Origin of the sequence: Citrobacter sp. BIDMC107, assembly GCF_001037575.1 — a bacterium.
Taxonomy (GTDB): Bacteria; Pseudomonadota; Gammaproteobacteria; order Enterobacterales; family Enterobacteriaceae; genus Citrobacter; species Citrobacter freundii.
In genome coordinates, this window is sequence record NZ_KQ089848.1 from 3,288,790 (window position 1) to 3,304,183 (window position 15,394).

13 protein-coding genes and 1 tRNA gene are annotated in these 15,394 nt (G+C 52.6%); 7 read left to right on the forward strand and 7 right to left on the reverse strand.

The genetic code is table 11. The annotated features are described in order from the left end of the window. Positions 1-28 precede the first annotated feature (28 nt). The gene (hybG, locus tag SK39_RS15395; RefSeq protein WP_048217168.1) at positions 29-277 is read left to right on the forward strand and encodes a hydrogenase maturation factor HybG; all 249 of its coding nucleotides are present in this window, start codon (positions 29-31) and stop codon (positions 275-277) included. 95 nt (positions 278-372) lie between these two features. On the opposite strand, the gene yghU is transcribed toward hybG, so the two are convergent. Then, positions 373-1,239, reverse strand: a complete 867-nt coding sequence (yghU, locus tag SK39_RS15400; RefSeq protein ID WP_003846344.1) for a glutathione-dependent disulfide-bond oxidoreductase — start codon at positions 1,237-1,239, stop codon at positions 373-375. Positions 1,240-1,456: 217 nt separating this feature from the next. Here yghU and SK39_RS15405 point away from each other — a divergent pair, with 217 nt between their 5' ends. Together SK39_RS15405 and gss are read left to right on the forward strand one after the other, a co-directional pair. Then, positions 1,457-3,745: an FdhF/YdeP family oxidoreductase gene (locus SK39_RS15405; protein ID WP_048217169.1), complete on the forward strand. Its 2,289-nt coding sequence runs from the start codon at positions 1,457-1,459 to the stop codon at positions 3,743-3,745. Between the two features lie 153 nt (positions 3,746-3,898). Then, positions 3,899-5,758, forward strand: coding sequence for a bifunctional glutathionylspermidine amidase/synthase (gene gss, locus SK39_RS15410; RefSeq protein ID WP_048217170.1), 1,860 nt, complete (start codon positions 3,899-3,901; stop codon positions 5,756-5,758). A 109-nt stretch (positions 5,759-5,867) separates the two neighbouring features. On the opposite strand, the gene SK39_RS15415 is transcribed toward gss, so the two are convergent. Both SK39_RS15415 and SK39_RS15420 read right to left on the reverse strand, forming a co-directional pair. Next, a tRNA-Phe gene (locus SK39_RS15415) sits at positions 5,868-5,943 on the reverse strand. A gap of 105 nt (positions 5,944-6,048) precedes the next feature. Then, positions 6,049-6,756 carry a DUF554 domain-containing protein gene (locus tag SK39_RS15420; RefSeq protein ID WP_003846348.1) on the reverse strand — a complete coding sequence of 236 codons (708 nt, stop codon included), beginning with the start codon at positions 6,754-6,756 and terminating at the stop codon, positions 6,049-6,051. A 468-nt stretch (positions 6,757-7,224) separates the two neighbouring features. Between SK39_RS15420 and SK39_RS15425 the strand changes: the two genes are divergently transcribed. Next, on the forward strand, positions 7,225-9,360 hold the full coding sequence (locus tag SK39_RS15425; RefSeq protein WP_003027133.1) for an ornithine decarboxylase: 2,136 nt from the start codon (positions 7,225-7,227) through the stop codon (positions 9,358-9,360). Positions 9,361-9,413: 53 nt separating this feature from the next. Here the strand turns inward: SK39_RS15425 and SK39_RS15430 are convergent, their stop codons facing one another. The 4 genes from SK39_RS15430 to mutY form a co-directional block, all read right to left on the reverse strand. Then, positions 9,414-10,670: a nucleoside permease gene (locus SK39_RS15430; protein WP_003027130.1), complete on the reverse strand. Its 1,257-nt coding sequence runs from the start codon at positions 10,668-10,670 to the stop codon at positions 9,414-9,416. A gap of 211 nt (positions 10,671-10,881) precedes the next feature. Continuing rightward, entirely contained in the window at positions 10,882-11,967 is a 1,086-nt protein-coding gene (mltC, locus tag SK39_RS15435) for a membrane-bound lytic murein transglycosylase MltC (RefSeq protein WP_049001609.1), read from the reverse strand. An 86-nt stretch (positions 11,968-12,053) separates the two neighbouring features. Continuing rightward, a complete protein-coding gene (locus tag SK39_RS15440; RefSeq protein ID WP_003027126.1) occupies positions 12,054-12,323 on the reverse strand; it encodes an oxidative damage protection protein in 270 nt (89 codons plus the stop codon). Positions 12,324-12,350: 27 nt separating this feature from the next. Beyond that, positions 12,351-13,403: an A/G-specific adenine glycosylase gene (gene mutY, locus SK39_RS15445; protein ID WP_049001615.1), complete on the reverse strand. Its 1,053-nt coding sequence runs from the start codon at positions 13,401-13,403 to the stop codon at positions 12,351-12,353. A 160-nt stretch (positions 13,404-13,563) separates the two neighbouring features. Here mutY and trmB point away from each other — a divergent pair, with 160 nt between their 5' ends. Genes trmB through SK39_RS15460 form a run of 3 tightly spaced genes read left to right on the forward strand, consistent with a single transcriptional unit; the run spans position 13,564 to position 15,378 of the window. Next, entirely contained in the window at positions 13,564-14,283 is a 720-nt protein-coding gene (trmB, locus tag SK39_RS15450) for a tRNA (guanosine(46)-N7)-methyltransferase TrmB (RefSeq protein WP_003027117.1), read from the forward strand. Then, on the forward strand, positions 14,283-14,609 hold the full coding sequence (locus SK39_RS15455) for a YggL family protein (RefSeq protein WP_003027115.1): 327 nt from the start codon (positions 14,283-14,285) through the stop codon (positions 14,607-14,609). The genes trmB and SK39_RS15455 overlap by 1 nt, the downstream gene beginning before the upstream one ends. A 49-nt stretch (positions 14,610-14,658) precedes the next feature. Continuing rightward, the gene (locus SK39_RS15460; RefSeq protein WP_003838208.1) at positions 14,659-15,378 is read left to right on the forward strand and encodes a YggN family protein; all 720 of its coding nucleotides are present in this window, start codon (positions 14,659-14,661) and stop codon (positions 15,376-15,378) included. Positions 15,379-15,394: the final 16 nt, after the last annotated feature.

The following is a 15,394-nucleotide window of genomic DNA, read 5'->3' on the forward strand; positions in this document are numbered from 1 at the left end:
CATAGGTTGCTATGGGGCGGAGTCAGATATGTGTATTGGAGTCCCTGGTCAGGTTCTGGCCGTTGGTGAAGATATTCACCAGCTTGCGCAGGTTGAAGTGTGCGGCATCAAACGTGATGTCAATATTGCCCTGATTTGTGAAGGTGATACGGCTGAGCTGATCGGGCAATGGGTGCTGGTGCACGTAGGGTTCGCCATGAGCATCATTGATGAAGATGAAGCTAAAGCCACGTTAGACGCACTTCGCCGTATGGAGTACGACGTCACCAGCGCGTGATTTTGTGCCGGATGGCGGCGCAAACGCCTTATCCGACCTACGGCATGACATCTTTGTAGGCCTGATAAGACGCCCCGGCGTCGCCATCAGGCATTTTAAGCCTGGCGCTTATCTTCGGTATTGGTATCGAAGTCGCTGGCGTCATGGCGTTCATGAAGCTGCTCGTTCAGAGGTCCGTTGGTGCGGTTCACAATACGACCACGCTTAACCGCCGGACGCGCCGCAATCTCTTTTGCCCAGCGCTGCACGTGCTTGTAGCTTCCTGCATCAAGGAACTCTGCCGCGTCGTACACGTTACCCAGAACCACATTGCCAAACCACGGCCAGACTGCCATATCGGCAATGGTGTATTCATCTCCGGCGACAAACTGATGCTGCGCTAACTGTTTATCCAACACGTCAAGTAAGCGCTTGGCTTCCATGGTGAAGCGATTAATCGCGTATTCAATTTTAACCGGCGCATAATTATAGAAGTGACCAAAGCCACCGCCAAGGAACGGGGCAGCACCCTGTAACCAGAACAACCAGTTTAGCGTTTCAGTACGTTTTGCCAAATCCTGCGGCAAGAAATAACCATATTTTTCCGCCAGATAGAGTAGGATTGCGCCAGATTCAAATACGCGAACCGGTGGGTTTTGCGAGTGGTCACGCAGTGCCGGGATCTTCGAGTTCGGATTCACCTCAACAAAGCCGCTGGAAAACTGATCTCCATCGCCGATGCGGATAATCCAGGCATCGTATTCCGCGCCCTTCACGCCCTGCGCCAGCAACTCCTCCAGCATAATCGTCACTTTCTGCCCGTTTGGCGTACCCAGCGAATAGAGCTGCAGGGGATGCTTGCCAACCGGCAGCGTTTTCTCGTGTGTAGCGCCGGAAACAGGGCGGTTGATATTGGCGAATGCGCCGCCGTTCGATTTTTCCCACGTCCAGACTTTCGCGGGCTGATAGGTATTGTCTGACATAGTGACCTGCCTTCTGAGTGGTTGTTTGATGCAGTGTAGCAGCCAGGTAGAACTGAATTTAACAGATTGGGACTTTATGCCGTTTTGTGCTGAAAGGGGAAGATAAATCTAACCCGTTCATTGTACCTGGCCCGTACTCCATGAAGAGGAAATCATTGTTGCACGGAAATTGCTACCGTATTCACCATCAAAAATTGGCGGTGAATAAGCAGTAATAATGAAAAAGGGTGTTCCAGGAGTAAGCGGTTATCAGGGCCCGGCGGGTGGGTGGGGCGCGGTAAAAGCCGTCACTGCTTCGCTGTTTTCGCAAAAGGCTGTCGCCCGCGACATTATCGCGATGTTTAAAATGAACCAGGTGAAAGGATTCGACTGTCCGGGCTGTGCATGGCCGGACCCTGGCCATCGGGCACCGATGGAGCTGTGCGAAAATGGCGTTAAGGCGGTCTCCTGGGAGACAACCAACAAGAAAGCGTCACCGGAATTTTTCAGCCGTCATCCGGTTTCCACACTCTGGCATTACAGCGATTATGAACTGGAAAATATCGGTCGTTTGACGCATCCAATGAAATACGATGCCGCATCAGATACCTGGCAGGCGGTGGATTGGGATATCGCCTTCCAGGAGATCGGCGAGCGTCTGCGCAGCTATGATTCAGCACAACAGGTTGAGTTTTACACCTCCGGCAGAACGTCAAATGAGGCAGCGTTCCTGTATCAGCTGTTTGCCCGCGAATATGGCAGCAGCAACTTCCCTGATTGCTCAAATATGTGCCACGGACCGACCAGCGCAGGGCTAACGCCGGCCATTGGCCTTGGAAAAGGAACCGTTGAACTTGAGGACTTTGACCACTGCGATCTGGTGATTTGTATCGGGCATAACCCTGGCACTAACCATCCGCGCATGCTGACCACCTTACGCGACGTTGCCAAACGCGGGGCTAAAATTATCTCCATTAATCCGCTGAACGAAAGGGGGCTTGAGCGCTTTAGCTTCCCGCAAAGCGCGAAAGAGATGTTCACTGGTCAGGCGACGGCGCTGAGCAACGACTACTACCAGGTAAAAATTGGCGGTGACGCTTCGCTGCTCAAAGGCATCATGAAAGCGCTAATCGAAATGGACGAAGCGCGGATCTTATTGGAGCAGCAGCCGACGCTCGATCATGCGTTTATCGAAGAGCATACCGCTGGATATGCCGCGTTGTATGATGACTTACGCCAGCGTAGCTGGGCGGAGCTGGAACAGGACTCGGGTCTGACGCGCAGTCAGATGGAAGATCTGGCGCACAGTTACAGTAAATCCCGCGCCACGATTGTTTGTTACGGCCTGGGCATCACCCAGCATAAAAACGGCACTGAGAACGTCCAGCAACTGGTAAACCTGCTGCTGCTGAAAGGCAATATAGGTAAGCCTGGGGCGGGGATCTGCCCGTTGCGCGGTCATTCTAACGTGCAGGGCGATCGTTCTGTGGGGATCAACGAAGCGGCGTCCGAAGATTTCCTGCAACGCCTTGAGACGTATTTTTCTATCCGTGTTCCGCGCAAACATGGTCGTTCCAGCGTGGAGAGTATTCGGGCCATCGAGCGGGGCGATGCAAAAGCGCTCATCTGCATGGGTGGCAATCTGGCGGTGGCGATGCCCCAGCCGCAGCGTACCTTTGCGGCGATGAAAAATCTGGATCTGCAGGTCCATGTGGCGACCAAACTGAACAGATCGCACCTGCTGCTGGCAAAACACAACTATTTGCTCCCCGCGTTGGGTAGAACCGAGCGCGATCTGCAAGCTACGGGCATTCAGTCTGTGACCGTCGAAGACTCAATGTCGATGGTCCACGCGTCCTGTGGCGCGCTGAAGCCGGCTTCCCGCTGGCTAAAATCCGAGCCCGCGATTGTGGCGGGCATGGCGCGCGCAACGCTGCCGCTTTCGCCGGTAAACTGGGAAGCGTTGACCGGGGACTACGCGCTGATCCGTAATGCCATTGAAGCCGTGATCCCGGCGTTCCACGACTACAACGCCCGTATTGCTGAACCGGGCGGGTTTCGTATGGATACGCCTGCTTCGCGCCGTGAATGGCGAACGGAGAATGGCAAAGCCAACTTTATCGTCAGCCATCAGCGGGCGGTAGAGCGGGAAAATCAGCCTGCCGATACGCTGATACTGGCGACGCTACGCAGCCACGATCAGTACAACACCACGATTTATGGTATGAACGATCGCTATCGTGGCATTACCGGTCGTCGGGATGTGGTGTTTTTAAGCGCTGAAGAAGCGATGAGCCGCGGTCTGAGCCAGGGTGATGTGGTCAACGTTCAGGCGCTGGACGACAACGGTCAGCCCTGCGCGGATCGCATCATGTACGGTTTAACGGTGGTGATTTACAACATGGCGGCGGGCTCAATTGGCGCGTATCTGCCTGAAGCGAATGTCCTGCTCTCGTTGGACGCGGTGGATACACAAAGTTTGACTCCGGCCTATAAAAGCGTACCGGTAATCCTTACTCAGGTGTAGTTCCTGTTGTGAATTTTTCGCCTCTGAGCGCCAGCCGCTGCGTTGAGGTGTATGATGATGTCGACCTCTGTCCGGTTAGTGTCGCAGAGCAGGCAATCAGAGCGAAAAATTCACGCCAACCTGCTCAGGCTGTATTGTTTTGAGGTAAGGTGCATGAGCAAAGGAACGACCAGTCAGGATGCCCCATTCGGGACATTATTGGGCTACGCCCCAGGTGGCGTAGCAATCTACTCTTCAGATTACAGCTCCCTCGACCCGCGGGACTACGACGATGATGCGGCATTTCGCAGCTATATCGACGACGAATACATGGGCCACAAATGGCAGTGCGTGGAATTCGCACGCCGCTTTCTGTTCCTTAACTATGGTGTGGTCTTCACCGATGTAGGCATGGCCTGGGAGATCTTCTCCTTACGCTTCCTGCGTGAAGTGGTGAATGACAATATCCTGCCGTTACAGGCATTTCCCAATGGTTCACCCCGCGCACCGGTAGCAGGCGCGTTGCTTATCTGGCAAAAAGGCGGCGAATTTAAAGATACCGGGCATGTGGCGGTCGTTACCCAGTTGCTGGAAAACAAAATCCGTATTGCCGAACAGAACGTGCTCCATACGCCGCTGCCTCCCGGACAGCAGTGGACCCGCGAGCTGGAGATGGTGGTTGAAAACGGTTGCTACACCCTGCGGGATACCTTTGACGACACCACCATCCTTGGATGGATGATCCAGACCGAGGATACTCGTTACAGCCTGCCGCAGCCGGAGATCGCCAGTGACTCGCTGAAAATTGGCGGCGCGCGACTGGAAGATAACGGGCAGTTTGACGGTAAATGGCTGGATGAACAGGATCCGCTGCAAAAAGCCTACGTGCTGGCGAATGGGCATGTGATTAATCAGGATCCGCATCAGTACTTCACCATTACCGAAAGTGCCGAACAGGAGCTGATCAAAGCCACTAACGAGCTGCACCTGATGTACTTGCACGCGACCGACAAGGTGCTGAAAGACGATAACTTACTGGCGCTGTTCGATATTCCGAAAATCCTCTGGCCGCGCCTGCGCCTTTCCTGGCAGCGTCGTCGGCATCATATGATTACGGGTCGTATGGATTTCTGTATGGATGAACGCGGACTGAAGGTGTATGAGTACAACGCCGATTCCGCATCGTGCCATACCGAAGCCGGTTTGATTCTCGAAAGATGGGCTGAGCGGGGCTACACAGGGCAGGGACACAATCCGGCTGAAGGGTTGATCAACGAACTGGCGGGTGCCTGGAAGCACAGCCGCGCACGTCCGTTTGTCCACATCATGCAGGATAAGGATATCGAAGAAAACTATCACGCGCAGTTTATGCAGCAGGCGCTGCGTCAGGCCGGGTTTGACAGCAAAATTCTGCGTGGCCTCGATGAGCTACGTTGGGATGACGCCGGTCAACTGATTGACGATGACGGTCGCCTGGTGAACTGTGTCTGGAAAACCTGGGCGTGGGAAACCGCGATTGAGCAGGTGCGAGAGGTCAGCGAAACAGAGTACGCCGCGGTACCAATTCGTACCGGGCATACGAATCAGGAAGTGCGTTTAATCGACGTGTTGCTGCGCCCGGAAGTGCTGGTCTTCGAACCTCTGTGGACGGTGATCCCAGGCAACAAAGCGATATTGCCAATCCTCTGGCAGCTATTCCCGCACCACCGCTATCTGCTTGATACCGATTTCACTGTTAATGAAGAGCTGGCACAAACCGGTTATGCGGTGAAACCCATTGCAGGACGTTGTGGCAGCAACATCGATCTGGTGAGCCATCAGGAAGAGCTACTGGATAAAACCAGCGGTAAGTTTGCCGAGCAGAAGAACATTTATCAGCAGCTTTGGTGTTTGCCAAACATTGCCGGTAAATATATTCAGGTTTGTACCTTCACCGTAGGCGGTAACTACGGCGGTACCTGCCTGCGCGGCGACGAATCACTGGTGATTAAAAAAGAGAGCGATATCGAACCGCTGATTGTGGTGAAGGAATAATCGCAACCCCCTGTGGTGGTGATGTTACTACCACGGGGTTATTTGATGGGAATAATTTTAGAAATACTCCAAAGCAAAAACCCGCCTTTTGGGCGGGTTCTTTGAATAGTGGTGCCCGGACTCGGAATCGAACCAAGGACACGGGGATTTTCAATCCCCTGCTCTACCGACTGAGCTATCCGGGCAACGAGGCGCATTAAACCCGATTCACTTCGTTTCGTCAACGAAATTTCTTCAAATCAATGCAGACTGCACAATCTATCACCACATTGTTGCTATTGCACGCATTCTCAGGCAAAAAAAGCCGTCCACGCTGCGGAAAGCGGCATTGCCAGTAGAAGGGCAGGAAGCATATTCACCACCGCAAACATTTTAATGCCGCAAATCCGCAAACCGGTTGCAAGTAGCAACAGTCCGCCTACAGCGCTGAAATCGGCCATCATGGCTGGGGTTGTCAGCGGTAAAATCAGAGCTGCACAGGTGGCAAGCGTCAACTGAATTGCCAGCATCGGTATGAAAATGGCAGACACGGCGATCCCTAGCGAGCAGGCGAAGATAATAGCGGTGAAGAAATCGAGAAATGACTTGGCGATTAAAATATTAGGATCGCCGGTCATCCCTTCATGGATTGCCCCGAATATCCCGGTCCCGCTGGCGCAAAACAACACGATGATCGCCACATAGCTTTGGATAAAGGATTCGTGTGTTGCATTGACATCCGATTTGGTGAAAAGCTGTTGCGCTTTGGCAACCGCGGCATTGATTCCTTTTTCCAGATGGCAGAATTCGCCAATTAATGCACCGATCAGTGTCGCCAGAACCATCACCGGCAAGTTAACGCATTTGATAACCAACAAGATACCAATTCCCAACGAGCACAACCCGAATATTGAGGTCATTGAGATCCGAATACGTTCGGGTAAGTGCTGACTGAGCAGCGCGCCGAGAACACCGCCTAATAAAATGGCGCTGGCATTAATAAAGGGTCCGATTACCACGTTTGCTCCTGCATACCCATTATCGTCTTGATGTTAAAGGCAACTGTTTGGGTGAAATTATGTTTCAGATTGCATTATTATGCCGCTATTGTCAGACGAAATGCTTGTTTATCTGTGAGGTTTAAGCACAGGATTTTATCTTGCGCCAGTAGGTGAAAGGTGCCATGATTGCGCGAATTTTCTCCTGTCTGAATGGGGCTGCCTGGGATGATATTACTCCCCCTACATCGCCTTCAACATCGCCTTTTTGCGCGACGTTCGCCCCTTCCTGCGACTTATCTATACTCTGCCACCATGCGGTGAGGGCAGCGTACGCTCACTGCAGGATAACAGTAAGATCAGAGGCTATCTGCTTTTACTGATGTCTGGCGGTCGGGGCTGGTAAACAGTTTGACCCGTCATTTCGTGGGCAAAGCAATGCGGCTTTGCCCGGGACTTTTGATTTTCCCGAAACGGGTTATTGCGCTTATGAAATCAATGAAAATTGCCGCCAGTGGTGAACTGGCTTCTCGTCTTTCCAGCCATCGCCAGGTGGTTGCGCTGGACAGCACCGATTTTACTGACGTCGCGGCAGTCGTCATTACCGTTGCGGACAGCCGCAGTGGGATCCTGGCTTTGCTGAAACGCACTGGTTTTCATATACCGGTGTTTTTGTTCGCAGAGTCTGATGTCGATGTACCTGCGGGCGTTAACGCGGTGATTCGCGGTCAGGCTCAGGACTGGCTGGAGCTGGAGTCTGCTGCCTGTCAGTATGAGGAAGAGTTGCTGCCGCCGTTCTATGACACGCTTACCCAGTATGTCGAAATGGGGAACAGCACGTTTGCCTGCCCGGGACACCAGCACGGTGAGTTTTTTAAGAAGCATCCGGCGGGCAGACATTTCTATGAGTTCTTTGGCGAGAACCTGTTCCGCGCGGATATGTGCAACGCTGACGTTAAGCTGGGCGATCTGCTGATTCATGAGGGATCAGCGAAACATGCGCAGAAATTTGCCGCGAAAGTTTTCCACGCGGATAAAACCTACTTTGTGCTGAACGGGACCTCTGCGGCGAATAAAGTGGTGACCAATGCGCTGCTGACGCGCGGCGATCTGGTGCTGTTTGACCGCAACAACCATAAGTCGAACCACCACGGTGCGCTGATCCAGGCAGGTGCGACGCCGGTTTATCTGGAAGCGGCGCGTAATCCGTTTGGCTTTATTGGCGGCATTGACGAGCACTGCTTTGATGAGGCGTATCTGCGCCAGCAACTACGTGACGTTGCGCCGCACAAGGCTGACCAGCCGCGCCCGTTCCGCCTTGCAATCATTCAGCTTGGTACCTATGACGGTACGATCTACAACGCCCGGCAGGTGATCGACAAGATCGGTAGCCTGTGCGATTACATCCTGTTTGATTCTGCCTGGGTTGGCTACGAGCAATTTATTCCGATGATGGCCGATGGGTCACCGCTGCTACTGGAGCTCAATGCTGACGATCCGGGGATCTTTGTCACTCAGTCGGTACACAAACAGCAGGCCGGATTCTCGCAAACCTCGCAGATCCACAAAAAGGATAACCATATTCGCGGTCAGGCGCGGTTCTGTCCGCATAAACGTCTGAACAATGCATTTATGCTGCATGCTTCCACTAGTCCGTTTTACCCGCTGTTTGCGGCGCTGGATGTTAACGCCAAAATCCATGAAGGCGAGAGCGGGCGTCGGCTATGGGCGGAGTGTGTAGCGCTGGGCATTGAGGCCCGTAAAGCGATTCTTACCCACTGTAAGATGATTCAGCCGTTTATTCCTCCGGTAGTTGATGGTAAGCCGTGGGAAAGCTATCCGACGCAGGTGATTGCCAGCGAGCGCCGCTTCTTTAGCTTTGAACCGGGTGCTAAATGGCATGGTTTTTCCGGCTACGCGCGCGACCAGTACTTCGTTGATCCCTGCAAGCTGTTGTTAACTACTCCGGGCATTGATGCGCAAACCGGGCAATATACTGAGTTTGGTATTCCGGCGACGATTCTGGCGCATTACCTGCGTGAAAACGGCATTGTTCCGGAGAAATGCGACCTTAACTCGATTCTGTTCCTGCTGACCCCGGCAGAAAGCACCGAGAAACTGGCGCAACTGGTGGCGATGCTGGCGCAGTTTGAGCAGCATATTGAGGACGATACGCCGCTGGCAGATGTGCTGCCCACCATCTTCAACAAGTATCCGGTACGCTATCGGGATTACACGCTGCGTGAACTGTGTCAGGAGATGCACGATTTATACGTCAGCTTTGATGTGAAGGATCTGCAAAAAGCGATGTTCCGACAGGAGAGTTTGCCTGCCGTGGCGATGAACCCGCAGGATGCCAACAGCGCCTTTATCCGTGGTGATGTCGAACTGGTGCGTATTTGTGATGCCGCAGGTCGCGTTGCGGCAGAAGGTGCGCTGCCTTATCCTCCAGGCGTTCTGTGCGTGGTACCGGGCGAAATCTGGGGCGGGGCGGTGCAACGTTATTTCCTGGCGCTGGAAGAGGGTGTTAACCTGCTGCCGGGCTTCTCGCCGGAGCTGCAAGGTGTTTACAGTGAAACGGATGCAGACGGTATTAAGCGTCTGTATGGATATGTTGTGAAGTAAGCGCAAAAAAAAACGGGTTACCTTTTGGCAACCCGCTTTTCTCTGCGTAAATGTTAGTGCGCGATAGTTTGGGTGCCTGCCGGAACGCGTACGTGTTTGTATTTAAACAGCGCAACGAAGGCAAAAGCCAGAACCAGCGAGTAACCTGCGAAGATCAGCCACACGGTCTGCCAGTCGGTAATACCGTTCAGCGTATAGTGTTCAACTACTTTACCGCTCACCAGTCCGCCCAGAATACAACCGAAGCCGTTGGTCATCATCAGGAACATACCCTGTGCGCTAGCGCGGATTTCAGGGCGAACTTCTTTCTCCACGAATACCGAGCCAGAGATGTTGAAGAAGTCGAAGGCGCAGCCGTAAACAATCATCGACAGAACCAGCAGCACGGTACCGAACGGTGTCGGATCGCCGTAGGCAAACAGGCCGAAACGCAGCATCCACGCCACAATACTGATAAGCATTACATTCTTAATACCGTAACGGCTCAAGAAGAACGGGATGGTCAGGATAAACAGCGTCTCGGAAATCTGCGAGATCGACATCATCACCGAGGCGTGTTCAACGATGAAGCTACCGGAGAACAGTGGGTTGTTATCGAAGCTGTGCAGGAAGGTATTACCGAACATATTGGTAATCTGTAGTTCCGCGCCCAGCATCATTGAGAAGATGAAGAAAATCGCCATGCGCTTGTTTTTAAACAGCGCGAAAGCATCCAGGCCCAGCATGGACGACCAGCTCTGGTTTTTCTGCTGGTTAGCCACCGGAATATGCGGCAGCGTCAGCGTGAACAGCGCCAAAACAACGGACAGCGTTGCACCGATATACAGCTGCATATGACTCAGCTCGAAGCCGGAGAAGCTCACGCCCCACATCGCCATGATAAAGCCGATAGTGCCCCAGATACGGATTGGCGGGAAGTCCGTTACGATATCCATCCCGGCTGACTGCAGGCGATAGTAAGAAATGGTGTTGATTAACCCCAGCGTTGGCATATAGGCCAAAGAGTTAAGCAAGATCACAAAGAACATCGCGCCTGGGGTGGTGACTTCGGCTGCGGCGAACAGCGTTGCTGCACCGACCAGGTGACAAATGGCGTACACCCATTTCGCACTGATCCATTTGTCGGCCACGATCCCTAACAGCGTAGGCATAAACACGGCGGCGATCCCCAGCGAGCTATACACTGCGCCAATGGATGCACCATCGAATTTTAGGGTGACAAACATATAGGAGCCGAGGGTAGTGAGCCAACTACCCCATAAGCAGAACTGCAGAAACGAGAGCACTTTCAGCTGCAGCTTAAGATTCATGTTAATTTCCTCACACCGTAATGCGGATGAATGTTTTAAAAGGCACATTTGCCGGGGCTTGATGATGTGATTCTATCAACGAGGGACACTCTTTTTTTGTTACCTGTGACAAATATTTGCAAACAATTTCTGATTGCAAAGCAAAAGAGTGATGGAGTTAACACTTTACCCTCTTCCGGGCCCCGTTTACCGGGGCAGAAGAGGGGATATATTAGCGGCGTCGATATGATTTTTGTGCGGAATTGACCTTGTAAAGGTATCGGCGTGATTCAGCCGACGGATGTCGGGTAGTCAGCGTTTGATAAACGTCCCCCGGGGTCATGCTGTTGATAATATTCGCGGCCTGGATTTTATCGTTCGAGAAAACGCGCAGCACGCTGCCCGCACCGCCGTTATATGCCGTGATCACCGCGTAGCGACGGGACGTTGGATTATCAATGCCGCCTAAATAGACATTGTTGAGCATAGCCAGATAGGCGGTACCGGTATCAATGTTGCTGGCCGGGTCAAACAGGAAGCTACGGCTCGGTGTGCCGGAGCGCCCTTGCGAGCGAAACACATCTTTCCCGGCGCTGTGCTGTACCACCTGCATCAGTCCCAGCGCATCGGCATGGCTGACCGCATATGGGTTAAATGAGGATTCGGTTTGCATGATGGCCAGAATCAGCGACTCATCGACGCCATACTTACGCGAAGCCTGACGCACCATGCCGACGTATTTATGCGCGCGCTTATCAAGGTGGTTCGGTACCAGGTTGATCGTCACGCTATAGATGATGCGAATACCATTGCTGCGGCTTTTCAGGCGTGTTTTCAGCAGATAGTCAGCGAAATTGGTGGCACGCCCCTCCCAACGAATGGGCTGGCCGGTATTATCGACCACCTGCCCGTACAGGAACGGCTCTTTGGAAATCTTAATGTCGTCGACATCGGAATAGAGATCGATAGAACCCGGATCATCGCCCATCAGCAATGTCTTGATAATCGCCCGACGCAGGTGTCCGGCGGGATCTGTCCCGGCAATGGTCTCGACGGTTATCGTACCGTCATCAAAGTTGATATGGCTGCGGGTTTGATACTGATCGGTATACTTTACGTAGTCCTTTGGACCCGCAATCAGCACTTCCTTAAATCCCCACAAATTCTCAATGTTATGGGCAAATTGCCCCATCAGAATATCAAAACCGTTGGTATCCTTGACCCAGGCTTCGTTATAGGAATCGCCTTTTTTGGTCGAACTGGAACAGGAGATGAGCAACGGCGCAATAACGGCAAGCGCGAGAAATTTTTTCATCATTCCGGGAGTGCGTGTTGTGTTTGTTATTTGCAAGGACCAGAGTAAATCGTAGGCCGGATAAGCGTAGCGCCATCCGGCAACGGTTCTTAAGACTCTGGTGTATAGCCTTCAATATGCACGTCTTTGCCTTCAAACAGGAAGTTGATCATCTCCTGCTCAAGCAGTTTACGATGCTCAACGTTCATCATATTGAGCTTCTTCTCGTTAATCAGCATGGTTTGCTTATGCTGCCATTGCGCCCATGCTTCTTTAGAAATCTCGTTGTAGATGCGTTTCCCCAGATCGCCCGGGTACAGCTGAAAATCCTGGCCTTCTGCTTCGCGTTGCAGGAAAGTGCAAAAAATCGTTCTGCTCATAAAAAATCCTCTCTATCGACCGGTACGTTAAACGTGTGTACCGGCACGTAATTGCTGTAACAAACGCTCCACGGGAGCCGCCAGTCCGACCGACGGCGGTTGCGCTAAGTTATACCAGAGCGCGTTGCCTTCATCCATGCATGAGCCGAATGAAGACACAGGAAGCCACATAGGCACAATGTCTAAGTGGAAATGGCTAAAGGTATGGCGAAACGCATTAAGTTGGGTCAGATTATCTGCGTTAATTTGCCGTTGCGCCAGCCAGTTGCGCAGTCCATCTTCGTCGTCAAACTGTGGAAAACAGTATAAACCACCCCATAAGCCGCTGGGCGGTCGCTGTGCGAGCAGCACTTCGTCATTATGCTGCATCAGTAAAAAATAGCCCGTTCGTTCTGGCAGCGTTTGCTTGGGTTTTTTACCCGGGTACAACGCCCAGCTTGCATTGGCGCTGGCCACACAGCCATTTTCCAACGGACACAGCGAACATTTAGGTTTTGAGCGCGTACAGACCATGGCGCCTAAATCCATCATCGCCTGATTAAAACGTTCAACGCCATGGGCGGGCGTCACCTGCTCGCTCAACTCCCACAGCTTCTTTTCGACCTCTTTTTTACCCGGCCAGCCGTTTACAGCATAACAGCGAGCCAGCACGCGTTTGACGTTACCGTCGAGAATCGGAAAATGCTGACCCAGAGAGAGGGAAAGGATCGCGCCTGCGGTTGAGCGACCGACGCCAGGTAGGGCGGCCACCTCATCAAAAGTTTGCGGAAATATACCGCTATGTAGCGTGACAACCTGCTGCGCGGCTTTATGCAGATTACGCGCTCGGGCGTAATAACCCAGCCCGGTCCACAAATGCAGAACCTCATCCAGCGGCGCATGGGCTAAATCCGTTACCGTTGGGAAGCGCGCCATAAAGCGCTCAAAATAAGGGATAACGGTCGCAACCTGAGTTTGTTGCAGCATTACCTCAGAGAGCCATACTTTGTAAGGCGTCTTATCAATTTGCCAGGGCAGCGTTTTCCGCCCGTATTTGTCGTACCAGCTCAATACCTGAGCCGAGAATTGAGACGCTTGCATGATTACCGTTTCATTATTGCCGGGGGCAAGATTGCAGCACAGCGGCAACAGGGTGTAAACCGGAACTTTCCGCTGCTCACTTTCTTCCTTTACTTGCATCCGGCAACTAACTTTGGATAATGCCCGTTTTCAGAACTCAAACACAGCAGACTAAACTTTTATGAAGAACGACGTCATTTCACCGGAATTTGATGAAAACGGCCGCCCTCTGCGCCGGATTCGTAGTTTTGTTCGTCGCCAGGGGCGACTGACCAAAGGGCAGGAGCACGCGCTGGAAAACTACTGGCCGGTGATGGGCGTTGAGTTCAGCGAAGAGCCTGTAAATTTCGCAGAACTGTTTGGCCGTGATGCGCCAGTCACGCTGGAAATCGGTTTTGGTATGGGAGCGTCGCTGGTCGCAATGGCGAAAGCGCGTCCGGAACAGAATTTCCTTGGCATTGAGGTTCACTCGCCGGGCGTTGGTGCGTGTCTGGCTTCAGCCCATGAAGAGGGTGTCGAGAACCTGCGCGTCATGTGCCATGATGCCGTTGAAGTCCTGCATAAAATGATTCCTGACAATTCTTTATCTATGGTTCAGCTGTTTTTCCCTGACCCGTGGCATAAAGCACGTCATAATAAACGCCGTATCGTTCAGGTACCGTTTGCTGAGCATATCTTAAGTAAGCTGAAGCTGGGCGGCGTATTCCACATGGCAACCGACTGGGAAGCTTATGCGGAACATATGCTGGAAGTGATGTCCTCCATTGACGGGTATAAAAACCAGTCCGAGAGTAACGATTATGTACCGCGCCCACAATCGCGCCCGGTAACCAAATTTGAACAACGTGGTCATCGTCTTGGCCACGGCGTATGGGACTTAATGTTCGAGAGGGTGAAATAATGGCAAAGAACCGTAGCCGTCGTCTGCGTAAAAAGATGCACATCGAAGAATTCCAGGAAGTAGGATTTTCGGTTGCATGGCGTTTCCCGGAAGGTACATCTGGAGAGCAGGTCGATCAAATCGTTGATGACTTTATCAATGAAGTTATCGAACCGAACAAGCTGGCTTTTGACGGCAGCGGCTATCTGGCCTGGGAAGGTCTGATCTGTCTGCAGGAAATCGGCAAATGCACCGAAGAACACCAGGCAATCGTGCGTAAGTGGCTGGAAGAGCACAAACTAGAAGAAGTGCGTACCAGCGAACTTTTCGATATTTGGTGGGACTAAGTAGCACAGGGTCGGCAAATGCCGGCCCGATTTGTCTTGAGGGAAAGATATGATGCGCAAAACGCTGCTGGCGGCAGTCCTAACGTTCACGGCGATGGCCGCACATGCAGATTACCAGTGCAGCGTCACCCCGCGTGACGATGTGATTTTGAGCCCACAAACGGTGCAAGTGAAGGGTGAGAACGGCGACCTGATTATTACCCAGGCCGGCGATGTCACCTTCAACGGTAAACAGTACAGCCTGAACGCCGCACAGCGTGAGCAGGCCAAAGATTATCAGGCGGCGTTGCGTAGCAGCCTGCCGTGGATTGACGAAGGTGCCAGAGCGCGCGTAGAGAAAGGTCGCGTGGCGCTGGATAAAATCATCGCCAAAGAGGTCGGTGAAAGTAGCAACATGCGTGGCCGCTTAACCAAGCTGGATGCGCAATTGAAAGAGCAGATGAACCGTATCATCGAGCATCGAACTGATGGCCTGACCTTCCATTATAAGGCGATTGATCAAGTCCGCGCGGACGGACAACAGCTGGTTAATCAGGCGATGGGCGGTATTTTGCAGGACAGCATCAACGAAATGGGTGCCAAAGCCGTACTCAAAGGCGGTGGTAATCCGTTGCAGGGTGTGCTCGGTAGCCTTGGTGGCTTGCAAACCTCAATTCAAAACGAATGGAAGAATCAGGAACAAGACTTCCAACAGTTTGGCAAAGATGTTTGTGCCCGCGTCGTGACGCTGGAAAACGATCGTAAAACGCTGGTTAGCACTCTGAAATAATCTTCACCTCTTTTTA